The organism is Streptomyces sp. NBC_00557 (assembly GCF_036345995.1).
Lineage (GTDB): Bacteria > Actinomycetota > Actinomycetes > Streptomycetales > Streptomycetaceae > Streptomyces.
In genome coordinates this window covers 7,613,630-7,635,449 of the sequence record NZ_CP107796.1, presented here as the reverse complement: position 1 = coordinate 7,635,449, position 21,820 = coordinate 7,613,630, and the positions used below count along the sequence as shown (strand labels likewise).

Below are 21,820 nucleotides of genomic sequence, written 5' to 3'. Positions count from 1 at the left end.
GCCCCCCACAGACCCTCGCCCGCCCGACCGCTCCACGGCCCCGCAGGAACCCGGAAGCCGACGGACCGGCTCAAAGGCACCGCCCCCGGACCGACCCGATCGGCCGCCCGCCCCTCAGGAGCCACGCACGGACGCCCGCGGTCGGCTGCCCGGCTCCACGCCGCCCGCTACAAGGGCCGCACCTCGACCCCCACGCGCGAACGCCCGCCATCGGCTGCCCCGTTCCGCGCGGCCCATAGAGGAATTCCTCCGCCGCGCGCTAGTCCCTGCGGGCCCTGTGCCCCCGGTGCGGCGGCGCGGCGCCCTCACGCCAGCGGTACGGATTCCGCACGGGTAGTGACCTCTGGGTTTGGCTGAAATCAGTCGTAGCAATGGTCGAAGTCGCCCGCTCGGGTGCTGTGTTGCGGAACGTACGCTGGGCCCGTGGTCAACCGAGACGAAGAGCGCGAGGGTCCGGCAGAGGCGGCGGCCCGGCTCACCGGACGCCCGGCCGGCGGCGCGCGGGCGGCCGCGTCCGGATCGCCGGCCGAGGTGACGCTGGAGGGTGGTACACCGGTGGTGGTCAAGCGGGGCGAGGCTCCCGGTGCCGTCCGCGCGGAGGTCGCGGGGCTGCGCTGGCTGGCCGCCGCGCACGCGGTGCGGGTGCCCGCGGTACTCGGCCACGACGACCGCTGGATGGTGACGGAGCGCGTGCCGACCGGGCGTCCGGACCCCGAGACGGCGATGCGTTTCGGCCAGGCACTCGCCGCACTGCATGCGGCGGGCGCTTCGGATTTCGGATCCCCGCCGCCCGGCGGGCCGGGGGACGCCTTCATCGGCCTCGCCCCCATGCGCAACGAGCCGGGCTCCGACTGGCCCCGCTGGTACGCGGAGCACCGGGTGCTGCCGTATGTGCGCGGCGCCGTCGACCGCGGCACGCTCCGCCCCCGCGAGGCGGCCGTGTTCGAGCGGGTCTGCGCGGTGCTGCCGGACCTGGCGGGCCCCGCCGAGCCGCCCGCGCGGCTGCACGGCGACCTGTGGAACGGGAACGTGCTGTGGGGCGCGGACGGCGAGGTCCGGCTCATCGACCCGGCCGCGCACGGCGGCCACCGGGAGACCGATCTCGCGATGCTCCGGCTCTTCGGCTGCCCCCATCTCGACCGGGTGCTCGCCGGGTACGAGCAGCGGGCGCCGCTCGCCCCCGGCTGGCGCGAGCGCGTCGGCGTGCACCAGCTCTTCCCGCTCCTGGTCCACGCGGTGCTGTTCGGACGCGGGTACGCGGAACAGGCCCTGGCGGTGGCGCGGGACGCGCTGGCGCGGGCGGTCTGACGCGGCGGCGGTGCCGCGGCCGCGCAACGCCCAGGCCGCATTCGGCGTCCTGTGCCATGCGGGCACCGGCGCGCCCGCACAGGAGCGGGACAGCGTCGTGCCGTCTCCTGGTGCAGAGGTCCTTCGGGACACTCTCCGGCCTGCGGTAACTCAGCGTAAGGAAACCAATCACCCGTTCGATTCGTATAAGGACGTGAAAGCCTAATCAGGGAGAGACCATGCAACCGTTCACGCTCAACTACGCGCGCCCCGCTGTGCAGTTGGACGTCACCACTCCGTATGCGTACGACTCCGGACTGCAGTTGAACGTCCTCCCGGACGGGCGGATCGCCGCCACCGACCACGCGACCCTGAGAGCGCTGGGGACCACGACCTCCACCGCCGGTTCCAAGACGCACTTCGACGACTGAACCGCGGGCCGCGACAGATGACCGTGCTCATCCTGACCAGTGAAGAAGACGTGACCGCGGACATGGTGGTCCTCCGTCTCGGGGAGGCCGGGGTTCCCGTGGTCCGGCTCGACCCCGCCGATCTGACCAACGGGGTGGCGCTGTCGGGCGAGTACGTGCAGGGCGCCTGCCGTGGGCATCTGTCCGTCGGCGGGCGCCTGGTGAGCATGAGCGGCCTGCGCTCGGTCTGGGTGCGCAGGCCCGGGGCCGCGGCCGCGCGCGCCGCCCAGCCGTCCGCCTGGCTGACCGAGGAGTCGTCGCAGGCGCTGTACGGCATGCTCCGTACCACCGGCGCACGCTGGATGAACCATCCGGACGCGGCCCGCCGCGCCCGTCACAAGCCCTGGCAGCTGCATCTCGCCCAGGGCAGCGGCCTGGCGGTGCCGGCCACGCTCATCACCACGTTCCCGCAGGCGGCCCGGGAGTTCGCGGAGCGGTTCCCGGACCTCGTGGTCAAGCCGGTGTCCGGCGCGCATCCGCAGGAGCCGCCGCGCGCCGTGCCGACCAGCCGGGTCGCGCCGGACACCGACTTCTCGGCGGTCGCCTTCGGTCCGACGCTGCTGCAGCGCCGCGTCGCCAAGCGGGCGGACATCCGGCTCACCGTCGTCGGCGACACCCTGCTGGCCGCGCGCAAGCCCGCCGACCCGGACGCCCACCCGGACGACGTGGACGTCCGGTTCGCCCCATCGGTCTCCCCCTGGCTGCCCGCGGAGGTGCCCCCGCGCGTGGCCGACGGCGTACGGCGGTACATGCGCAGCGCGGAACTGGCCTACGGGGCCTTCGACTTCGCGGAGGACGCGGACGGGATCTGGTGGTTCCTGGAGTGCAACCAGTCGGGCCAGTTCGGGTTCGTCGAGATGGACACGGGCCAGCCCATCGCCGCCACGATCGCCGAGTGGCTCGCCGGGGACGGGGATCCGGACGGCAGGTGTGCAAAGGGCGAGCGGGGCGCAGCCTGTTGATGGTGCGGGGATCGGCTCTGGAGAAGGGAACGCCACATGCGCATCGGACTGCTGGGGACGGGGCCGTGGGCCCGGGCGGCGTACGCGCCCGCCCTCGCCGGACACCCGGGAGTGGAGTTCGCGGGGGTGTGGGGCCGCCGGCCGGCGGCGGCCGGCGCGCTGGCCGAGCAGCACGGGGTGGCCGCGTACGAGGACGTGGACGCGCTGCTGGCGGACGTGGACGCCGTCGCGGTGGCCCTGCCGCCGTCCGTGCAGGCCGAGATGGCGGTGCGCGCGGCACAGGCGGGCCGTCATCTGCTGCTGGACAAGCCGCTCGCGGTGTCGGTGCCCGAGGGGCGGGCCGTGGTGGCCGCGGCCGAGCGGGCGGGGGTGGCGTCGGTGGTGTTCTTCACCGCGCGCTTCCAGAAGGAGCCGGACGCCTGGATCGACGAACAGGCGGCGGTGGCGGGCTGGTTCACGGCGCGGGCGCAGTGGCTGGGCGCGGTGTTCACCTCCGACAGCCCGTTCGCGGCCTCGCCGTGGCGGCGGGAGAAGGGCGCGCTGTGGGACGTCGGCCCGCACGCCCTGTCGGTGCTGCTGCCGGTGCTCGGTGACGTACGGCAGGTCGTGGCGGCGGCGCACGGCCCGGCGGACACCGTGCATCTGGTCCTCGACCACGCCACCGGCGCGTCGAGCACGCTCACGCTGAGCCTGACGGCGCCGCCGGCGGCGGCCGGGGCCGATGTGGAGCTGCGCGGCGAGGCGGGCGTGGCGCTGATGCCGGGCAGCTCCGAAGGGGCGGTCCCCGCCCTCACCCGCGCCGTCGACGCCCTCCTGGCCGCCGCCCGCACCAGCCGCCCGCACGCCTGCGACGCAGCGTTCGGCCTCCGCGTCACCGAGATCCTGGCCATGGCCCAGTCCCGCCTGACCGACGGCCGGAACTAGACCCTGCCGCACCGGGGCCCGCTCCGGGCCACGGCAGCACCTGGCCGACCCGGTCGGGCCCGCCCGGGGAGCTCTGCGCGACCCGGGCGGGCCCTCAGCCTGTCACCCGGCACTGGCAACGGGTTCGGACCAGAAGTTGATGCGCTCCCGGACGACGGGATAGCCGGCCTTGGTGAAGTGGGCGGCCATGGGGAAGTTGGTGCGGTCGGTCGCGGCGGCGATGGCGGCGGCGCCCTGGGCGGCGAGGAAGTGGGTGCATTCGGCGAGCAGGTCGTAGGCGTATCCGTGGCCGCGCTGTTCGGGCAGGACGCCGATGAAGCCGACGCAGTGGCCGGACGGATTGCGCGCGGGGATGTGGATGCCGACGGTCTCCCCCTCGGGGGTGCGGGCGATCTGCCACCAGTCCCGGGGGGAGGGGAACCAGCGGAAGACGTCCAGTTCCTGCTGGGCGGCCTGGTCCGCTCCGCCCTGCTCGATCGCCCTGCGGGCATGGGCGTCGAGGGTGACCGAGTGGATCCGGCGCAGCAGGTCGAGGAACACGGTGTCGTCCGGCTCGGCGGCGAAGACGAGGCGGCCGGGCCGCAGGGGCAGGCCCCGGTCGGGGGTCCAGCGGTACAGGAAGCGCTCCACCAGCGGGGTGTAGCCGGCGGCGCGTGCGGCGGCGGTCCGGGCCTGCACGGCCGCTCGCTGCCGGGGGTCGGTGCGCCAGCCGGAGGGCGGGTCGATTTCGAGTTCGCCGGTCCGCCAGGGCGCCGTGCGCAGGAGCGCGGCCCCGGCCTCCTCCTCTCCCTCGGCCACGTCGAACCAGTTGATCACGAGTGGCCGGCGGTCCTCAGGCCCGCCCCACCAGGCGGCCCGGGCCACGGTACGGCCGTCGCGCACGGCGATGCGGCGCCAGTCGGGGCGGTAGCGGGTGCTGCGGTGCCTGTCGCCGAACCCCAGCGGGTCGGGCATGGTGTCGAACAGGTGCGCGCTGCTCTCGTCGAGCGTGCGGACGACCAGGCTGGTCATGGATGCCTCCGGGATGCGTGCCGCGATACGGCGGCGGGGACGCGCTCCCGGTCAGGCGTGGCACACCCGGGTGACGGGGAGGGGGGAGCGCGGGATGACTGCGGCCATGACGCTCGCCTCCTTCCGTCCGTCTCGGGCGTGCCGGGCCAGGCTAGGCGAGCCGGGCACGGAAGGTCCACCGCTTTTCACCGGGCGTCCGCTGTCCGGCCGGCGCCCTGCGTGCGCAGCGGCAGCCGGCACCTCCCGTGCGCCGGCGGGGAAGGCCGCACCCGGCGAGAGGCCCGGGTGCGGAGGGCGGCGTAGCTTGGGGGTGTGAGAGCGGTGCGCGGCGGGTCGTCGCATCGGGACCTGGAGGATCGCGGCTGGTTGCGGGGTGCGCCGCCGCCGTGGTGGGTGCGGGTGCTGCCCGTGCTGCTGCTCGTGTCCGTCACCACGGCCACGGTGATCACGCCGGACGCGCGGGACGCCGGTTTCCTGCTGGGCGCGATCCCGCCGCTGGCCGTCCTGTCGTACGGCCCGGTGGGGACCGCGGTCCTCGGTGTCGGGGTGGTCGTGGTGCTGAACGTCCCCGCCACCCATCTCAACCGCCCCGGCAACACCGATCTGCTCACCATCGTCTTCGTGGCGGTCCTGAGCGTGTTCGTGTCCTATGTGCGCAGCCGCCGGGACGCCCAGCTGGACACGGAGCGGGCGATCGGCGAGGCCGTGCAGCGGGCCGTGATGCCGCCGCTGCCGCAGCGGGTCGGGAGCGTGGAGTGCGCGGGCTTCTACCGGGCGGCGCAGGACGGGACGCTGGTGGGCGGGGACTTCTTCGACGTGCGGGAGGGGCCGTGCGGGGTGCGCGCGGTGATGGGCGACGTGCAGGGGCACGGGCTGGCCGCGGTCGCGACGGTGGTGGCGCTGCTGGGTGCGTTCCGCGAGGCGGTGCTGGACCAGCCGGACCTGGAGTCGGTGGCCGCGCGGATGGACCGCAGGCTGACGGTGGACTCGGCCGGCGTACGGCACGCGGAGCTGTTCGCCACCGGGGTGCTGCTGGAGTTCTCCCCTGACGGACGGGCGGTGCGGGTGGTGGCCTGCGGTCATCCGCCGCCCGTGCTGCTGCACGGCCCGGAGGCCCTGGAGGTGACGGTGGCGCCGGGACCGCCGCTGGGGCTCGGGCTGGTCGGCGTCGACCCGCCCAAGGCCGTCACGGTCCCGCTGGAGCGGGGCGACCGGCTCTTCCTGGCCTCCGACGGGGTGTGGGAGGCGCGGAACGCCGACGACGTCTTCTACCCGCTGCCCGCACGCCTGACCACCCTCACCGGCGCCGCGCCCGCCGAGCTGCCGAGGTCGGTGTGGACGGACGTGATGCGGCTGGGACACGAGGTCCGGGACGACGTCAGCATGCTGGTGCTGGCACCCCGGCCTGAGGCCCGCTGATCGCCGCGCCGGTCAGCCCACGTCCCACAGGAAGCGGTGGGTGTGGATGGCGAAGTAGGGGAAGGACTGGATCTCGCGGACGCCTTCGAGGGGCCGTACCGCGTCGTTGACGAAGTCCAGCAGCGCCTTCGGGCCGGGCGCGACCACCTCGGCGAACAGGTCGAATCCGCCGGAGGTCAGCACCGAGTAGACGACCTCGGGGCGTTCGGCCAGGGCGTCGGCGACGGCGCGGGGGTCGCCGTCGACGCGGATGCCGAGCAGGGCCATGGCCTGTCCGCCCATGGCCATCGGGTCGGTGACGCCGACCACCTGGACGGCCTTGGAGTCCAGCAGCCGCTGCAGCCGCTGCCGCGCTGCCGAGGGGGACAGGCCGACCTTCGGGCCGAGGTCGGCGTAGGCGATACGGCCGTCGGTCTGCAGCTCGCGCAGGATGGCCCGGTCGATCTCGTCCATGGCGTCGGTCCCCTGTTCAGCCGGCGAGTTCGGCGAGCGCGGCCGCGAAGACCCCGGTGTGGGTGTCGACGTCCTGCTCGGTGGTGTCCGGGCACATGAGCGCCATGTTGTGGAACGGGGTCAGCAGGATGCCGCGGTTGGCGAGGTAGAGGTGCAGGAAGTCCTCCAGCTCCGGGTCGGAGGCGGCCGCCGACTCGGTGCCGGTGCGCGGGGCCGGGCTGGTGAAACGGTACTCGGTGCGGGCCCCGAGCCGGCTCACCGACCACGGCAGCCGGTGTGCGTCGATGCCCGCCCGGACACCGGCCTCGAAGCGCTCGGAGAGCTTGGACATCCGGGCGAAGGCCTCGTCGGTGAGGACGTGTTCGAGGGTGGCCCGCATCGCGGCGACCGAGAGCGCGTTGCCGGCGAGGGTGCCGCCGACGCCGCCCATGTCGACGAGGTCCAGGTCGGTGCGGGCCAGCAGCCGCCCGGCGAGTTCCGCGGACAGCCCGTAGGCGCCGGCCGGGATGCCCCCGCCGATGGCCTTGCCGGTGGTCAGCAGGTCGGGTTCCAGGTCCCAGGCGGCCGTGCAGCCGCCCGGTCCGGCGGAGAAGGTGTGCGTCTCGTCGATGACGAGCAGGCTGCCGTACCGCCGGGTCAGCTCACGGACCCCGGCGAGATAGCCGGGTTCCGGCAGGACGATGCCGATGTTGGTCAGGGCGGGTTCCATCAGGACGGCGGCGACGTCGCCGTGGGCCAGTGCGCGCTCCAGGCCGGCGAGGTCGTTGAACTCCGCGACCCGGCTGGTCAGCGTCACGTCGCACGGGGCGCCGACGTTGCCGGGGCGGGCGGTGCCGGTGCCGTCGGGGCCGGCGACGATCAGCGACTCGTCGACGCTGCCGTGGTAGCAGTAGCTGTTCACCAGGATCTTCGGGCGCCCGGTGACGGCGCGGGCCAGCCGGATCGCCCAGCGGTTGGCGTCGGTCGCGGTGAGCGAGAAGCTCCAGCGGGCCAGGCCGAACCGGCGGGTCAGCTCGGCGCCGACCCACTCGGCGTCCTCCGTCGGCAGCATCGCCGTGGCCCCGCCCAGCTCGGCGAACCTCCGCTGCACCGCCTGTGTCACCGGCGCGGGCGAGTGGCCGGCCATCGCACCGGTGTCGCCGAGGCAGAAGTCGATGTACTCGTGCCCGTCCACATCGGTGACCCTCGCGCCGCGCGCTCCGGCCAGATAGCGGGGGAAGGCGCCGGCCGTCTTGTTCATCCACGTCATCGGCACCCGGCCGAAGAGGTGGCCGGCTCCCGCATAGGCCGCCCGGGAGCGGGGATTGCGGCGCTCGGCCTCGGCGCTCTCGCGGGCGAGGAGGGCGTGCAGACGCGTGCGGTCCATGGGGTGCCTCACTGCAGATGGTGACGAATGTCGTGACTCTACGATTGGAACAGCGGCGATCTCAACATCTCACGCATGCTTCGATCGCGAGCGCAATCGATTCGGCCGCTTCGTGGGGAGACGGGCATCGGGAGGGTGACGCCTCACCTCTGCCCCAACTGACAAACGTGGAGCCGGAGTTCGAACGTCCGGACTGAAACGCCAGGGTGCGCCACCCCTTCCGCCACATAGAAATATCTACGAGCATGCATATGCCGAGGCCCGGCGGACGAGGACACCCGGAGCAGCGCATGGCGAACACGATGTGGATGCGGGGCGTGGAGTGGCTGGCCGCCGCGGCGGCGGACCCGCGCTCCTGCAAGTGGGAATGGGATCACGGCGAGGGCATCTCGCTGCTGGAGGCGGGCCGCTTCTGGGACGTGCTGAGCGTCCCGGAACGGCTGGGGCTGCTGGCCCTCGATCTGCTGTGGGGGCCCGAGATGCCGGTGCCGGGGCCGACGCTGATCGACACGGCGGCGGGCCGGGTCGGGTTCTTCCTGCCGCCGGACCCCTCCGGGGGCTGGGTGGGCGCCGGTCTGCGCTACGCGACCAAGGGAGCCTGGGTCGCCGTACCGCCGCCGTACCGGCCCGCGCGGTCCCTGGAGTGGCTCGTGCCGCCGGACGGCACCGGGGCGCTCCACTCCCCCGGCGTCCTGGAGGAGACGCTGCGGCAGGCCAACGGCACCCTCGCCGTCCTGGCGCCGCTGTGCGGGCCGTGACGGCTCAGCTGCGCTCGGACGCGGGCCGCGTGCCCGAGGCGGGGAAGGGGCGGACGGCGGCGAGCCCCTCCGGTTCGGTGGGGACGGTCCGTCCCTGCGCCCGCCACTCGGCCACCAGCCGGGCGTAGATCGGTTCCCGGGTCCGGTCCGGCTGCGCGAACAGGGTCCGCCGGCGCATCCGGTCCAGGCGTTCGATCCGGTCCAGCCAGTCCAAGCGGTTCGCCGGGTCCAAGCGGTTCATGCCGGGGCCAACGCCCGCGCGCCGCCACCGGTACGCCCCCGGACCGCGGCTCACCGGGTCGGGTGAGGGCGTCCCCCGAACGGGGCGTTCCGCCCGTCGGACAAGCATCCCGCGGGCCGTACCCCGGCCGCGCACCCCCCGTGGCCGTCCCGGGCGTCCCGCCGGCCGCGCACCCCGGTGGCTGTCCCGGCCGTCCCACCGGCCGCGCACCCCGGTGACCGTCCCGGCCGTCCCCCCGGCCGCGCACCCTGGTGGCCGTCCCGGGCGTCCCGGGCGTCCCGTCGGCAGTCGCCCCGGTGGCCGTCCCTCCGACGGGCGAGGCGGTGTGCGCGCTCCTATCCTGAGGAGGTCCCGGCCGGGTGCCGAGGAGGTCCGGGCTCCGGCGTCCCGTTCGCCGCACGGCCCGGCCCTCACGTGCTTGGAGTGAGCCCATGTCGTCCATCTCCGCACGCCTGGTGAGGGGGGCGGCGGCCGCCGTCGCCGCGGGGACGCTGCTGGCGCCGCTCGCCGCCGGGCCCGCCGGGGCCGCACCGGCCTTCGCGCAGGCCGCACCGGCCGCCGGCTCACCCGGCCCGAGTCCTTCCGGAACGGGCGTCCGCCCCCTCACCCCCGGTGTGGCGCGCCAACTCGACGCCGCTGTACGGAAGGTGATGCGCGAGGCGGGCATCCCCGGCGTGAGCGTCGGCGTCTGGACGCCCGGGCAGCCGGACTACGTCCGCTCGTTCGGGGTCGCCGACAAGAGCACCGGCCGGAGGATGACGCCGGACCTGTACCTGCGCATCGGCAGCGAGACCAAGACGTTCACCGTGACCGCGCTGCTGCAGCTGGCCGACCGGAAGAAGGTCGGACTGGACGACCCGATCGGCAAGTACGTCCCGGGTGTGCCCCACGGCGACGAGATCACCCTGCGTCAGCTCGCCGACATGCGCAGCGGCTTGTTCAACTACTCCGAGGACCAAGGCTTCTTCAAGGCGCTGACCTCGGACCCGCGGCGGCCCTTCACCCCCCGGCAGTTGCTCGCCTACTCCTTCAGGCACCCGGTGCTGTTCCGGCCGGGGCAGAAGTTCTCCTACTGCAACACCAACCTGATCCTGCTGGGTCTGGTGGTGGAGAAGCAGAGCGGGCAGCGCCTCGGGGACTACATCAAGCGGCGCATCCTGGATCCGGCCGGCATGACGCACACGCTCTTCCCCGCCGGCAGCGAGTTCCCCGCCCCGCACGCGCAGGGCTACACCCGGCAGACGGCGAACGGCGAGGAGGCCGACGCGACCGGCTGGAACCCGTCCTGGGCCTGGGCGGCCGGCGCGATGATCTCCGATCTCAGGGACATGCGCACCTGGGCGCGCACCGTCGCGACGGGCCGGTTCCCCGACGGCAGGCGGATGGTCGGCGCCGCCCTGCAGAAGCAGCGGCTGACGATCCCGCCGGCCGACTCGGTCAAGGGCGCCGGATACGGCATGGGCATCTTCGACGTCCAGGGCTGGATCGGCCACAACGGCTCACTGCCGGGCTACGAGTCGCTGACCGTCCACCTGCCCGAGACCGGGACGACACTCGTCGTGCTGCTGAACACGGACACCGGCTACCGCTCGCAGGAGCCCAGTACCGTGCTGGGCGAGGCGGTCACGAGGATCGTCTCCCCGGGGCACGTCTACGACCTGCCCGTAACGCCGGCCGGATGAGGCGCGGGGCCCCGACCGGTCCCCCGTTCCGGTCGTGCCCCGCGGATGCCGAAGGTACGTGCGCCATCGGGCGGGGACCAGTGCACCGGTGCCCTGCGCCGGCCGCGCGGCACTCACCGGTGCACAGGCACGTCCGGTTGGTCCGGGTTCGCCGCGCGGGGGCCGGATCAGCTCGCCGCGCCGAGGTCGGGCAGGGCCAGCTCACCGGTGGCCAGGTGGGCGAGGACGACCTCGTACAGATCGGTGCCGCCGGCCGTCAGCCGGCGTTCCAGCACGGCCTCGGCGGCCCGGACGCGTTCGCGCACGGTCTGGGCGTGCACGCCGAGCGCCTCGGCGGCGCGTTCGGCGTGCGCGTCGGCCCCGGTCCAGGCACGCAGGGTACGGCGCAGGTCCCGGCCGTCCTCGTCGAGCCGGCCGAGCAGCCCCTCCGCCCAGGAGCGCAGCGCGCTCGTGCCGAGCAGTTCGGTGAGCCGGATCCGGGGCGGCCGCTCGGCCGCGCCGGGCGAGGGGCCGTACGGGCCGTGGAGTGCCTCGGTGTTGAGGGCGGCGTGGGCGACGGCGCGGACGGCCAGCCGGGAGAAGTCGGCGCCGAGCAGCGCGGCGACCCGGTCCATCCGGGCGCGCACCGTGTTGCGGCTGACGCCGAGCACCTTGGCCGCGTTCACGGCGGTGAACTCCAGGCCCAGCCGGGCGGTGGCGAGCAGTTCGGCGCGCACGTGGTGCGGCAGGGTGTCGAGGGGGCGCAGCACGGCGGCGGCCCAGGCCCGCAGCCCCGCGGGGTCCATGAGCTGGGCGGGGCGGGTGCGGGCGGCGTAGACGGCGGACCGGTCGGGCCGGAACCGGGCCACGGCGAGGGCGGTGACGGCCTGCCCGTACGCGGTGGAGGTCAGCGCGAGCCGCTGCCGGGGGCTGCCGCCCAGGTAGGTGCCGGGCCGGCCGGAGACGATGTCCTGCAGCCGCTGTCCGACCTCGGCCGACGGGCCGACGACGATGACGTGTTCGTCCACGGCGGGGCAGCGCACCACAAGGGCCTGCCCTTCGGTGGCGTCGACGCACTCCTCGGCGAGCCTGTCGCGTTCGGCGGCGGCGCCCTCCAGGACGTACACGCGGGCGGTGTCCTCCTCCAGCAGGCCCGGCCACAGCCCGGCGGCGACCCGGCGGGCCGAGACGGTGTCCTCCACCATGAGCAGTTGCAGGATCGCCAGCCGCAGATCGGCCGTGGCCCGCCGCAGCCGCCGCCCCGACTCCGCCAGCTCCCGCTCCCTGAGCAGCAGTTCCAGGACGACGGCGGTGTGGTTGAGGATCTCGGCGGTGTGCCGGTCGAAGGGCTCGGGGCGGGCCACCGCGAGGACGGCCGCCGCCTCCGGGCCCGGCCCCTGATGCCGTATCCCGACCAGGCGCACCTGCCGTGCCCCGTCGGCGAGGGCCGCGGCCGAGACCCGTCCGGCGGCGACGTCGGCCAGAACGGCGGGGTCGAGCGGCAGCCGTTCTCCGGCGAGCAGGTCGCCGCGGCTGTCCTGCAGGCACACCGAGGCACCCACGGTCCGGGCGAGCCAGTCGACGAGCCGGCCGGGATCGCGTCCGGCGGGCCGCAGCCGGTCCAGCAACTCCTGCGCCCAGGCGCTGTCGTCGGCGTACGGCTGCTGGAACGCCGGGCCCTCGTCCGGTCGGCCGGCCACGTGCCCATCCCCCCGTCTCCCTGATGACCTGCGCTTACGCATGCGCACGTTACCCGACCGCCGCACGTCCCGCGCGGGAGACGGCTCCGCCGGCGGCCCGGGGGGGTGTGGGCGGCCGGCGGAGACTCCGCGTCCGGGGCGGGGGGATGCCCGAGGACGGTTCTCCCGTCGCCTGCCCCGGATTCGGGGAAGTACACCAGAAAACCATCGGGGGCTCCGGCCGGTGCCGCCGATGGCGCGTGCGGGGCGCGTGTGGTGGGCGGTACGGCATAAGCTCGGTGAATGGCGAAGTACTTCGACGTGCACCCCGAGAACCCGCAGCCGCGCAGCATCTCCCAGATCGCCGACGCGGTGCGCTCGGAGGCGCTCATCGCATACCCGACCGACTCCTGCTACGCGCTGGGCTGCCGGCTGGGCAGCCGGGACGGCATGGAGCGGATCCGTTCCATCCGCCATCTGGACGACCGGCACCACTTCACCCTGATGTGCCGGGACTTCGCCCAGCTGGGCCAGTTCGTGCACGTGGACAAGGACGTGTTCCGGGCCGTGAAGGCGTCCACGCCCGGCAGCTACACCTTCATCCTGCCGGCCACCCGAGAGGTGCCGCGCAAGCTGCTGCATCCGAAGAAGAAGACCGTGGGCGTGCGCATCCCGGACCATGTGGTCACCCAGGCGCTGCTCGCGGAGCTGGGTGAGCCGCTGCTGTCCAGCACACTGCTGCTGCCGGACGAGGAGGAACCGCTGACGCAGGGCTGGGAGATCAAAGACCGGCTCGACCACGTGGTGGACGCGGTGGTCGACTCCGGCGACTGCGGCACCGAGCCGACGACGGTCGTGGACTTCTCCGGCGGCGAGGCGGAGATCGTCCGTTGGGGCGCGGGGGACACCAGCCGCTTCGAGTGAGCGCGCCTACCCGGTGCGAGCGTGCGGATCTTGCGTGACAGCATGATCGTAGCCGTGGCGACGGTCCCGCAGCCGTGGCGTCGAGGGCCGTCGCCGCCAGCCCCATGTCCCCCACGGAGGCCTGCCCACCATGACCGATGTCCAGGGAACCGATCTCGACATCACCACCGAGGACGGTGTCGCCGACGCCTACCTCGCCCGTCCGGCCGACGGCCGCCCCCGTCCGGGCGTGCTGTTCTACCAGGACGCCTACGGTCTGCGGCCGCATCTGAGGTCGATGGCCGACCGGCTGGCGGCCGCCGGCTACACCGTGCTGGTGCCCAACGTGTTCTACCGCCTCGGCCGGACCCCGGTCGTCGACCTGCCCGAGTTCATCGACCCGGGCGCCGATCCGACCATCTGGGAGCGGCTCGGCCCGGTCGTGTCCTCGCTGACGCCCGACCTGGTGAAGCGGGACGCGGGCGCCTATCTGCGCTGGCTGGCCGACAGCCCGCTGGTCGCCGACGGGCCCGTCGCGCTCACCGGTTACTGCATGGGCGCCCGCCTCGCCCTGTGGACCGCGGCGGCGTATCCGGACCGGGTCGCGGCGGCGGCCGGCTTCCACGGCGGCGGGCTCGCCACCGACGATCCGGGCAGCCCGCACCTCGGCGCCCCGCGGATCACCGCCGAGCTGTACTTCGGGCACGCCGACAACGACCGGTCACTGCCGCCCGAGCAGATCGAGCGTTTCGAAAAGGCGCTGACGGAGGCCGGGGTCCGGCACACCTGCGAGGTGTATCCGGGCGCCCACCACGGCTACACCCAGGCGGACACCCCGGCGTACGACCGCGAGGCCGACGAGCGGCACTGGGCGGCGCTGCTCGGCCTGCTCGAGCGCACCTTCTGACGCAGGACCGGGGAAGGGCCGCTTCGGCACGGCGCCCGCCGTCCCGAGACGGCCCTTCCCCGTTCACCTCATTGACATGTTCGCGTCCCAGTACGACTCTGAGAGCGCTCTCAATCCGGTACGGACCAGTGACCAGTGTCTGTACGACCCCGACCCCACACGGAGGTAGGAGAGTGACTCACGCACGCTCACGCCCGGCGCTCGCTGCAGCGGCCGCCGCGACCCTGGCCGGCGGAGTGCTCGCCCTGGGCGCCCCGGGGCCCGCCGGTGCCGCGGTGCCGGACACCATCCCCCTGCAGATCACCAACAACTCGGGCCGCTCCGAGCCGGTCTACATCTACGACCTCGGCACCCAGCTGTCCTCCGGGCAGCAGGGCTGGGCCGACGCGAACGGGACCTTCCACGCCTGGCCTGCGGGCGGCACCCCGCCGACGCCCGCGCCGGACGCGGCGATCACCGGACCGGCCCCCGGGCAGTCCACGACGATCCGGATCCCGAAGTTCTCCGGCCGCATCTACTTCTCCTACGGCCGGAAGCTCGACTTCCGGCTGACCACCGGCGGCCTGGTGCAGCCGGCCGTGCAGAACCCCTCCGACCCCAACCGGGACATCCTGTTCAACTGGTCCGAGTACACCCTCAACGACTCGGGGCTGTGGCTGAACAGCACCCAGGTGGACATGTTCTCCGCGCCGTACGCGGTCGGGGTGCGGCGCTCCGACGGCAGTGTGAGCACCACGGGGCATCTGAAGTCCGGCGGCTACAGCGGCTTCTTCAAGGAGCTGCGCAGCAGGCCGGGCGGCTGGTCCGGGCTGGTGCAGACCCGCTCCGACGGCACGGTGCTGCGTGCCCTGTCCCCGCTGTACGGAGTGGAGACCGGGGCTCTGCCCGCGAACGTCATGGACGACTACATCAACCGGGTCTGGCAGAAGTACACGACGTCGACGCTGACGGTCACGCCGTTCGCCGACCAGCCGAACACCAGGTACTACGGCCGGGTCTCGGGCGGCGTCATGAACTTCACCGACGGCTCGGGGGCGGTCGTCACCAGCTTCCGGAAGCCGGACGCGGACAGCGTCTTCGGCTGCCACAAGCTGCTCGACGCGCCCAATGACACGGTGCGGGGCCCGATCTCACGCACCCTGTGCGCCGGGTTCAACCGCTCCACGCTGCTGACCGATCCCAGCCAGCCGGACACCACGCCGTCCGACTTCTACCAGGACGCGGTGACCAACCAGTACGCGCGTGCCGTCCACGACCAGATGGCCGACGGCAAGGCCTACGCGTTCGCCTTCGACGACGTCGGCGACCAGGAGTCGCTGGTCCACGACGGCAGCCCGCAGAAGGCGTTCCTGACACTGGATCCGCTGAACTGAACGGGCCGCGGCCCCGCACCGCCGGGTGCGGGGCCGCGGGACGAAGGGTCGCTCAGCCGGTCGTCAGGGCGGTGTCGTCCACGACGAAGCTGGTCTGCAGCGAGGAGTCCTCCACGCCGTTGAACTTCAGGGTGACCGTCTGGCCCGCCAGCGAGGACAGGTCGAAGGTCTTCTGGCTGTAGCCGGAGGCCGCGTTGAGGTTCGAGTAGGTCGCGAGAGTCTTCGAACCCGCCGTCACCGTCAGCTTGTCGTACTGGCTGCTGGTGGTGGTCTCCGAGGTGTCGATGTGCAGGTAGAAGGTCAGGGTCGCCTTGCAGCCCGCGGGGATCGTCACCGACTGCGACAGCGTGTCGGTGTGGCTGGTGCCGTAGCCGTCGAGCCAGGCCTTGTAGGAGCCGCTGTGGGCGGCCTCACCGGTGTCGGTGGTGATGACACCGCTCGTCGCGGTCCAGCCGGTGCCTCCGGACTCGAAGCCGGGGTTGCTCAGCAACTGGCTCGAGGTGCAGCCGCCGCCACCACCGGAGTTGACCGTCCAGGTGAAGGTCGCGGTGCCGGTGGCGCCGGTGGAGTCCTTGACCGTCACCGTGGTGTTGGAGGTGCCCGCCGTGGTGGGCGTGCCGGTGATCAGACCGGTGGAGCTGTTGATCGACAGGCCCGCCGGCAGCCCCGAGGCGCTGTAGGTCAGGGCTCCGCTGTTGGTGCTGCTCGCCTTGATCTGCAGGCTCACGGCGGTGCCGACGGTCGAGGTCTGGTTGCCCGGGTTGGTGACCGTCACCCCGCTGCTGGGCGGTGTGATGTGGCTGCCGACGTTGATGCCGGCGAAGGCGTTGCCGACTCCGGCGTACTGGGTGGAGTTGGTGCCGTACAGGGCGGCTGCCGCGTTCAGGGCGGCGGTGCGGGCGGCCGCGTAGTTGGTGCTGGACGTCATGTACGTCGTCAGCGCCTTGTACCAGATCTGCAGCGCGGCGGCCCGGCCGATGCCGGTGACGGCGACGCCGTCGGAGGTCGGGCTGTTGTAGGTCACGCCGTTGATGACCTTGGTGCCGCTGCCCTCGGACAGCAGGTAGAACATGTGGTTCGCCGGGCCCGAGGAGTAGTGGACGTCGAGGTTGCCGACGCCGGAGTACCAGCTGTCGGCGCTGCCGCCGTCCTTGCTGGGCTTGTCCATGTAGCGCAGCGGGGTGCCGTCGCCGTTGATGTCGATCTTCTCGCCGATGAGGTAGTCACCGGGGTCGGAGCTGTTGTTGGCGTAGAACTCCACGCCGGTGCCGAAGATGTCGCTGGTGGCCTCGTTCAGGCCGCCGGACTCGCCGCTGTACTCCAGGCCCGCGGTGTTGGAGGTGACGCCGTGGCTCATCTCGTGTCCCGCGACGTCGAGCGAGGTCAGCGGGTCGTTGTTGCCGGAGCCGTCGCCGTAGGTCATGCAGAAGCAGCTGTCGTCCCAGAACGCGTTCACGTACGAACTGCCGTAGTGCACGCGGGAGTAGGCGCCGACGCCGTCGTTGCGGATGCCCGAGCGGCCGAAGGTGTTCTTGTAGAAGTCCCAGGTCTCCTGCGCACCGTAGTGCGCGTCCGCGCCCGCGGTGGCGGCGTTGGAGTTGGTGCCGTCGCCCCAGGTGTCGCTGCTCTGCGAGAACAGCGTGCCGGTGCCGCTGGTGCCGTGGTTGAGGTTGTACGTCTTGTGCCCGCCGCGGGTGCCGTCGGTCAGCGTGTACGTCGAGCCCGACTGCGTCGTCGTCAGCGAGACCTGCCCGCTGTAGTGGGTGTTGCCCACGCCGGTCTCGATCGCCTGGTACCGGTACAGCTCCTTGCCCGTGGTGGCGTCGGTGATGACGTGCAGCTTGCTGGGCGTGCCGTCGTCCTGGAACCCGCCGATCACGGTCTCCCAGGCGAGCTTCGGGGTGCCGGCGCCGGCCCAGATCACCTTGCGGGCGCTGTCGGCGGCGGGCTTCTTGGCGAGGGCCTTGGCGGTCTTCAGGGCCGTGGACTCGGCGGCCGACCTGCTGACGGTCGCGGTGGTCGAGGCGACCTGGATCTTGTGCTTGTTGTTGAAGGTGGTGGTCACGGTACCCGCGGCCAGGGAGGCGGGCGGGGTGTGCACGATGAGGTCGCCGCCGAGCACGGGCAGGCCCGCGTAGGTGCGCTCGTAACGGGTGTGCAGGGTGCCGTCGTTGTCCTTGACGACGTCCTTGACGACCAGCTTCTCCTTCGCGCCGAGCCCGAGGGTGCGGGCGGTGGCGGCGGTCTTCTGCTGGGCGCTGTCGATCAGAGCCTGGTGCTGGGCCGGGGTGAGCCTCGCCTCCAGGCCGCCGGTGCGCAGCGGGCCGGGGTGGGGAGCGGCGGGCTTGGCGACGGCCGGGGCGGCCTGCATGCCGATGGCGAGAAACGCCGCGGTGGAGACCAGGGCGGCTCCGACCGTGGCCCGCTGGCGGGGAAGGCGTCTGTGGGGTCTCACTCGTACTCCTCCTGCTGCGGCCGCCGGGTCGCGGCCGGTGACAGACGGGCAGACGGGTCTGCTGCCCGGGCGAGCTGAGCTGTGCGGGGACCGCGATCCGTGAACGCACCGGAGATGTGCGGTGCGTGGGGAAGGATGACAGGCTTGTCCCGCACATGTCAGCCATGCGGAGGTATTCGAGGGTTTTCCCTATGCCGGCGGGCGCGGCTGCGGCACCGGGGGCGGCCCTGCGGCCAGGTGCCGGCGCAGAAAACGCGCCTGGCGCCCCAGGAGGCCGGGGGTGACGTCGGCGCCGATGGGCTGGTGCCCCACGCCGGGCAGGAGCAGCACCTCGTGGGGCCGGCCGGCGGCGAGCAGCGCGTCGGACAGCAAACCGTTCGTGCGGCCTGTGCGGACCGTGGCAGCATGGCCCGCATGACGACGAACCGAAAGGCCTGTGCCGCGTAGCCGGCCGGGGCGTCTCCGGGCTCACGTTCCGAGCGCCCGGACACGTCAGAGAACGCACATCGACGGGCTGCCCTCCCGGGTGCTGTCCGAGATCGCGCGCCTCGAGCGGACCCGCACCTACCTGCGTCCAGGGGATGTGAGCGCCGCGCTGCGCCGTTGGCGGGAGTACGTCCACCTGCCCCAGCGCCGGCTGTGGGAGGACTACGAGTGCGGCAACCCGTACTGGTACTGCTGCGAGCAGGATCCCTTCGAGGCGCGCGCTCTGCTCGACACCGTCTTGCGGGCCCTGTCGGCCCGCAACGCCCGTGAACTCCGGCGGATCGTCGGCCGCTTCGACGCCGTCTGGAACCGGCCGTCGCCCCCGTACGACCCGGGCGGAGGGTGACGGGGTGCACGTCGGGTCCCCGCGCAGGCCCTGGAACACGCGGCCGGCGCGGGGCTCACAGGCGTACGGTCATCGCGACGGTCACCTCGTCGCCCGGTGCGAGGCCCTCCGGGCGGCGCACGGCGCTCTTGAGCGGCAGCAGGTAGGCGCCGTCCTTGGGGAAGAGGGACGTGGTGAACGCGGTGCCGCCGATCCTGGCCTCGACCGGGATCACGCCCCAGCCGTAGCTGGCCAGGGCGGCCACGTCACGGATGTCGGCGGACTCCGCGTCCGGGACGGCGACGAAGTAGTACGGCGCCGGCCCGCGCCACTCCACGACCCGTCCGGCGAAGGCGAGTTCCACGGGCATCCCCTTCCGAAGGCTCCCCAGCGTACCGGCGCCCGCTGCCGGACGCCGGGCCCCCGCCAACCGCCGCTGAGCGGCGCGTTGTTACCGTGCACCGCGTGTCTGACTCCTCCCGCGATACCGCCCGGGGCGCCGGCTGGGGCTCGGCCGAGCCCGGCGCCTACCGGCAGCTGATGCCGGACCACGTCGAGAAGCTGTCGTGGCTCAGCCCGCGGACCCTGTGGGCCGCCCGCAACGGCGTGCTGGCCTCCTGGTTCGGCGATCCCACCGGCCGTACGCGCGGCCGCTGGGTGGCGCGCCGGGAAGCGGCCGGGGCGCCCGCCGACAAGGTGATCCGGCGCGAGTCCGGCGACCGCTTCTCCTTCATGGTCCTCGGCGACACCGGCGAGGGCGACGACTCCCAGTACGCCGTCGTGCCGGGTTTCCTGAAGGCGAGTCAGGACACCGACTTCGCGGTGATAGCGAGCGACGTGATCTACCCGGTGGGCAGCACCGACGACTACGGCGACAAGTTCTTCCGCCCCTACCAGGACTACCCGGCCCCGATCTACGCGATACCGGGCAACCACGACTGGTACGAGGATCTCGGCGCCTTCATGCGGGTGTTCTGCGGTGACACCGGGCCGCTCCCGCCCGAGTCCCGGCCGCGCCCGCTCACCCGGGCCTGGTGGCAGGCCCTGCTGTGGCACCGGCCCCGGCCGGCCGACGAGCAACGGCTCGCCGCCGCACGGGAGTTGCGGTCGGCGCCCGGCCAACAGGCCGTGCAGCCGGGGCCGTACTGGGCGATCGACGCCGGCCCGGTGCGGATCGTCGGCATCGACACCGGGCTGCTCGGCACCATCGACGCCGAACAGGGCGCCTGGCTGCGCGAGGTCTCCCGGGACCCCAAGCCGAAGATCCTGATCACCGGGTCCCCGCTGTACGTCGACGGCGAGCGCCATCCGTGCGCGATCGAGGGCGGCGGAACCGTGGACGACATCGTCCGCGACCCGGCGCACCGCTACGTGGCCGCGATCGGCGGCGACATCCACAACTACCAGCGCTACCCGGTCGACGTGGACGGCCGCACCATCCAGTACGTGGTCGCGGGCGGCGGCGGGGCGTTCATGCACGCCACCCACACCATCCCGCGGGTGTCGGTCGGGGGCGTCACCGAACGGGACTTCCGCTGCTATCCGCTGCGCGGCGACTCGCTGGCCTTCTACAGCCGCCTGTACGGCCGCCGGCTGCGGCTGCGCCGCTTCTTCACCCTCACCGAGGCCGAGGCGACCGCGGTCGTCGCCGAGCGCCTCGGCATCGAGCCGGCCCGCGCGCCGGGCCCCGACGCCCGGATCACCCGGCGCACCCGGCTGGTCGCGAGCCTGCTCGGCACCGGCGGCCGCCCGGACCGCACCTCCCGGGTCCGGCTGCCCGTGCGCAAGATCTACACCCAGCTGTTCTCGCCCGGCTCGGCCACCTACAGCCCCCCGTTCTTCAAGTCGTTCCTGCGGCTGGACGTCACCCCGGAGGCGGTCCGCCTGCGCTGCTTCGCCGCGACCGGCAACCGGGCGCAGGAGGTCGATCCGCCGGTCGAGGACGAGATCGTCATCCCGCTGAGGTGAGCTGAAGCGATCACACGGTTGTCACACTCACCTGCCAGAATCGGAGGCGGAACCGACGTACGACCGCTGGAGGAGCCCGTGCCGTCCACGCCCCGGCCGCTGCGCAAGCTCGGCTTCCTCACCATCGGCCTGTTCGACCCGGCGGATCCGGCCCGGGGCCACGAGTCCACGCTGGAGATCATCGAGCTGGGCGAGCGGCTCGGCTTCGACAGCGCCTGGGTTCGCCACCGCCATCTGCAGTACGGGATCTCCTCTCCGGTCGCCGTCCTCGCCGCCGCCTCCCAGCGCACCCGCCGTATCGAGCTGGGCACCGCGGTGATCCCGCTCGGCTGGGAGAACCCGCTGCGTCTCGCCGAGGACCTGGCGACGGTGGACGTGCTGTCCGGGGGCCGGCTGAACCCGGGCGTCAGCGTGGGCCCGCCGATGCACTTCGAGCAGGTCAAGGACGCCCTGTACCCCGACACCGCGGACGCCGAGGACTTCTCCTACGAGCGGGTGCGGCGGCTGCTGGACCTGGTGCGGGGCGAACCCGCCAGCGATTTCAGCGGAGTTCAGGGATTCGAGGTGTTCTCGGACGTGGTCCAGCCGCACTCCCCCGGGCTCGGCCGGCGGATGTGGTACGGCGGCGGCAGCCTCGGCTCGGCGCGCTGGGCGGGCGAGCACGGCATGAACTTCCTGACCAGCAGCGTGGTCAAGGCGGAGGAGCCGGACGGGCCCTGGGACTTCGCCGAGATCCAGCTGTCCCTGATCAGGGAGTTCCGCGACCACCATCCCGACGGCGAGGCGGCCCGGGTCTCGCAGGGGCTGGTGGTGATACCGACCGACTCCGCGAGCCCCGAGCAGCGCGCCAGGTACGAGGCGTACGCGGCGAAGCGCCTGCCCCGCACGTCCGCCCCGCAGGGCCCGGGCCGGCTGCTGTTCGCCCCCGACCTGGTCGGCGACTCCGAGGAGATCGCCGAACGGCTGCGCGCGCACGCCGCGTTCCGGGAGGTGGACGAGGTGGCGTTCGCGCTGCCGTTCACCTTCGAGCACGAGGACTACGTACAGATCCTCACGGACATGGCGACCACACTGGGCCCGGCGCTGGGCTGGCAGCCGCGGGGCTGAGCACCGCCCCGGCAGATGCCGCCGGCGCACACCTCGGCTGCCCCCGCCGCACGCCACGAGCACCC

21 protein-coding genes are annotated in these 21,820 nt (G+C 73.3%); 13 read left to right on the top strand and 8 right to left on the bottom strand.

The window, feature by feature from the left end:
- Window positions 1-423 precede the first annotated feature (423 nt).
- From OG956_RS33880 to OG956_RS33865, 4 genes are all read left to right on the top strand, one after another.
- On the top strand, window positions 424-1,308 hold the full coding sequence (locus OG956_RS33880) for a fructosamine kinase family protein (RefSeq protein ID WP_330341833.1): 885 nt from the start codon (window positions 424-426) through the stop codon (window positions 1,306-1,308).
- A 218-nt stretch (window positions 1,309-1,526) separates the two neighbouring features.
- On the top strand, window positions 1,527-1,718 hold the full coding sequence (tgmA, locus tag OG956_RS33875) for a putative ATP-grasp-modified RiPP (RefSeq protein WP_020938095.1): 192 nt from the start codon (window positions 1,527-1,529) through the stop codon (window positions 1,716-1,718).
- Between the two features lie 17 nt (window positions 1,719-1,735).
- Window positions 1,736-2,719 carry an ATP-grasp ribosomal peptide maturase gene (gene tgmB / locus OG956_RS33870; RefSeq protein ID WP_330341832.1) on the top strand — a complete coding sequence of 328 codons (984 nt, stop codon included), beginning with the start codon at window positions 1,736-1,738 and terminating at the stop codon, window positions 2,717-2,719.
- A 36-nt stretch (window positions 2,720-2,755) separates the two neighbouring features.
- Entirely contained in the window at window positions 2,756-3,643 is an 888-nt protein-coding gene (locus OG956_RS33865; RefSeq protein ID WP_330341831.1) for a Gfo/Idh/MocA family protein, read from the top strand.
- A 102-nt stretch (window positions 3,644-3,745) separates the two neighbouring features.
- On the opposite strand, the gene OG956_RS33860 is transcribed toward OG956_RS33865, so the two are convergent.
- Complete coding sequence (locus OG956_RS33860) at window positions 3,746-4,654, bottom strand: GNAT family N-acetyltransferase (RefSeq protein WP_330341830.1); 909 nt, start codon at window positions 4,652-4,654, stop codon at window positions 3,746-3,748.
- Between the two features lie 312 nt (window positions 4,655-4,966).
- Between OG956_RS33860 and OG956_RS33855 the strand changes: the two genes are divergently transcribed.
- Entirely contained in the window at window positions 4,967-6,073 is a 1,107-nt protein-coding gene (locus tag OG956_RS33855) for a PP2C family protein-serine/threonine phosphatase (RefSeq protein ID WP_330341829.1), read from the top strand.
- Window positions 6,074-6,085: 12 nt separating this feature from the next.
- Here the strand turns inward: OG956_RS33855 and OG956_RS33850 are convergent, their stop codons facing one another.
- Window positions 6,086-6,526, bottom strand: a complete 441-nt coding sequence (locus OG956_RS33850; RefSeq protein ID WP_330341828.1) for an Lrp/AsnC family transcriptional regulator — start codon at window positions 6,524-6,526, stop codon at window positions 6,086-6,088.
- Between the two features lie 16 nt (window positions 6,527-6,542).
- Window positions 6,543-7,892, bottom strand: a complete 1,350-nt coding sequence (locus OG956_RS33845) for a transaminase (protein ID WP_330341827.1) — start codon at window positions 7,890-7,892, stop codon at window positions 6,543-6,545.
- Window positions 7,893-8,182: 290 nt separating this feature from the next.
- Here OG956_RS33845 and OG956_RS33840 point away from each other — a divergent pair, with 290 nt between their 5' ends.
- On the top strand, window positions 8,183-8,650 hold the full coding sequence (locus OG956_RS33840; protein WP_330341826.1) for a hypothetical protein: 468 nt from the start codon (window positions 8,183-8,185) through the stop codon (window positions 8,648-8,650).
- A 4-nt stretch (window positions 8,651-8,654) separates the two neighbouring features.
- On the opposite strand, the gene OG956_RS33835 is transcribed toward OG956_RS33840, so the two are convergent.
- Complete coding sequence (locus tag OG956_RS33835; RefSeq protein ID WP_330341825.1) at window positions 8,655-8,891, bottom strand: hypothetical protein; 237 nt, start codon at window positions 8,889-8,891, stop codon at window positions 8,655-8,657.
- 431 nt (window positions 8,892-9,322) lie between these two features.
- Between OG956_RS33835 and OG956_RS33830 the strand changes: the two genes are divergently transcribed.
- Window positions 9,323-10,573: a serine hydrolase domain-containing protein gene (locus OG956_RS33830; protein ID WP_330341824.1), complete on the top strand. Its 1,251-nt coding sequence runs from the start codon at window positions 9,323-9,325 to the stop codon at window positions 10,571-10,573.
- Between the two features lie 167 nt (window positions 10,574-10,740).
- Here the strand turns inward: OG956_RS33830 and OG956_RS33825 are convergent, their stop codons facing one another.
- A complete protein-coding gene (locus OG956_RS33825; RefSeq protein ID WP_330341823.1) occupies window positions 10,741-12,252 on the bottom strand; it encodes a helix-turn-helix domain-containing protein in 1,512 nt (503 codons plus the stop codon).
- 282 nt (window positions 12,253-12,534) lie between these two features.
- On the opposite strand from OG956_RS33825, the gene OG956_RS33820 reads away from it, so the two are divergent.
- From OG956_RS33820 to OG956_RS33810, 3 genes are all read left to right on the top strand, one after another.
- Complete coding sequence (locus tag OG956_RS33820) at window positions 12,535-13,155, top strand: L-threonylcarbamoyladenylate synthase (protein ID WP_330341822.1); 621 nt, start codon at window positions 12,535-12,537, stop codon at window positions 13,153-13,155.
- A 130-nt stretch (window positions 13,156-13,285) separates the two neighbouring features.
- Entirely contained in the window at window positions 13,286-14,041 is a 756-nt protein-coding gene (locus OG956_RS33815) for a dienelactone hydrolase family protein (protein ID WP_330341821.1), read from the top strand.
- Between the two features lie 173 nt (window positions 14,042-14,214).
- Complete coding sequence (locus OG956_RS33810) at window positions 14,215-15,414, top strand: glycoside hydrolase family 64 protein (protein WP_330341820.1); 1,200 nt, start codon at window positions 14,215-14,217, stop codon at window positions 15,412-15,414.
- A 52-nt stretch (window positions 15,415-15,466) separates the two neighbouring features.
- Here OG956_RS33810 and OG956_RS33805 read toward each other — a convergent pair whose 3' ends face one another.
- Window positions 15,467-17,869: a M4 family metallopeptidase gene (locus tag OG956_RS33805; protein WP_330341819.1), complete on the bottom strand. Its 2,403-nt coding sequence runs from the start codon at window positions 17,867-17,869 to the stop codon at window positions 15,467-15,469.
- A gap of 189 nt (window positions 17,870-18,058) precedes the next feature.
- Complete coding sequence (locus tag OG956_RS33800; RefSeq protein WP_330341818.1) at window positions 18,059-18,241, bottom strand: hypothetical protein; 183 nt, start codon at window positions 18,239-18,241, stop codon at window positions 18,059-18,061.
- 154 nt (window positions 18,242-18,395) lie between these two features.
- Here OG956_RS33800 and OG956_RS33795 point away from each other — a divergent pair, with 154 nt between their 5' ends.
- Entirely contained in the window at window positions 18,396-18,701 is a 306-nt protein-coding gene (locus tag OG956_RS33795; protein WP_330341817.1) for a hypothetical protein, read from the top strand.
- A 55-nt stretch (window positions 18,702-18,756) separates the two neighbouring features.
- Here the strand turns inward: OG956_RS33795 and OG956_RS33790 are convergent, their stop codons facing one another.
- A complete protein-coding gene (locus tag OG956_RS33790) occupies window positions 18,757-19,044 on the bottom strand; it encodes a DUF1905 domain-containing protein (RefSeq protein ID WP_330341816.1) in 288 nt (95 codons plus the stop codon).
- Between the two features lie 101 nt (window positions 19,045-19,145).
- Here OG956_RS33790 and OG956_RS33785 point away from each other — a divergent pair, with 101 nt between their 5' ends.
- Together OG956_RS33785 and OG956_RS33780 are read left to right on the top strand one after the other, a co-directional pair.
- Complete coding sequence (locus OG956_RS33785) at window positions 19,146-20,648, top strand: metallophosphoesterase family protein (protein WP_330341815.1); 1,503 nt, start codon at window positions 19,146-19,148, stop codon at window positions 20,646-20,648.
- Between the two features lie 78 nt (window positions 20,649-20,726).
- Window positions 20,727-21,755, top strand: a complete 1,029-nt coding sequence (locus OG956_RS33780) for an LLM class flavin-dependent oxidoreductase (RefSeq protein ID WP_330341814.1) — start codon at window positions 20,727-20,729, stop codon at window positions 21,753-21,755.
- Window positions 21,756-21,820 lie beyond the last annotated feature (65 nt).

Excerpts from the sequence above, each read along its gene's own strand:
- OG956_RS33820 (WP_330341822.1), top strand. The coding sequence starts at position 12,535 with ATGGCGAAGTACTTCGACGTGCACCCCGAGAACCCGCAGCCGCGCAGC.
- OG956_RS33815 (WP_330341821.1), top strand. The coding sequence starts at position 13,286 with ATGACCGATGTCCAGGGAACCGATCTCGACATCACCACCGAGGACGGT.
- OG956_RS33840 (WP_330341826.1), top strand. The coding sequence starts at position 8,183 with ATGGCGAACACGATGTGGATGCGGGGCGTGGAGTGGCTGGCCGCCGCG.
- OG956_RS33835 (WP_330341825.1), bottom strand. The coding sequence starts at position 8,891 with ATGAACCGCTTGGACCCGGCGAACCGCTTGGACTGGCTGGACCGGATC.
- tgmA (WP_020938095.1), top strand. The coding sequence starts at position 1,527 with ATGCAACCGTTCACGCTCAACTACGCGCGCCCCGCTGTGCAGTTGGAC.
- OG956_RS33860 (WP_330341830.1), bottom strand. The coding sequence starts at position 4,654 with ATGACCAGCCTGGTCGTCCGCACGCTCGACGAGAGCAGCGCGCACCTG.
- tgmB (WP_330341832.1), top strand. The coding sequence starts at position 1,736 with ATGACCGTGCTCATCCTGACCAGTGAAGAAGACGTGACCGCGGACATG.
- OG956_RS33850 (WP_330341828.1), bottom strand. The coding sequence starts at position 6,526 with ATGGACGAGATCGACCGGGCCATCCTGCGCGAGCTGCAGACCGACGGC.
- OG956_RS33865 (WP_330341831.1), top strand. The coding sequence starts at position 2,756 with ATGCGCATCGGACTGCTGGGGACGGGGCCGTGGGCCCGGGCGGCGTAC.
- OG956_RS33830 (WP_330341824.1), top strand. The coding sequence starts at position 9,323 with ATGTCGTCCATCTCCGCACGCCTGGTGAGGGGGGCGGCGGCCGCCGTC.
- OG956_RS33845 (WP_330341827.1), bottom strand. The coding sequence starts at position 7,892 with ATGGACCGCACGCGTCTGCACGCCCTCCTCGCCCGCGAGAGCGCCGAG.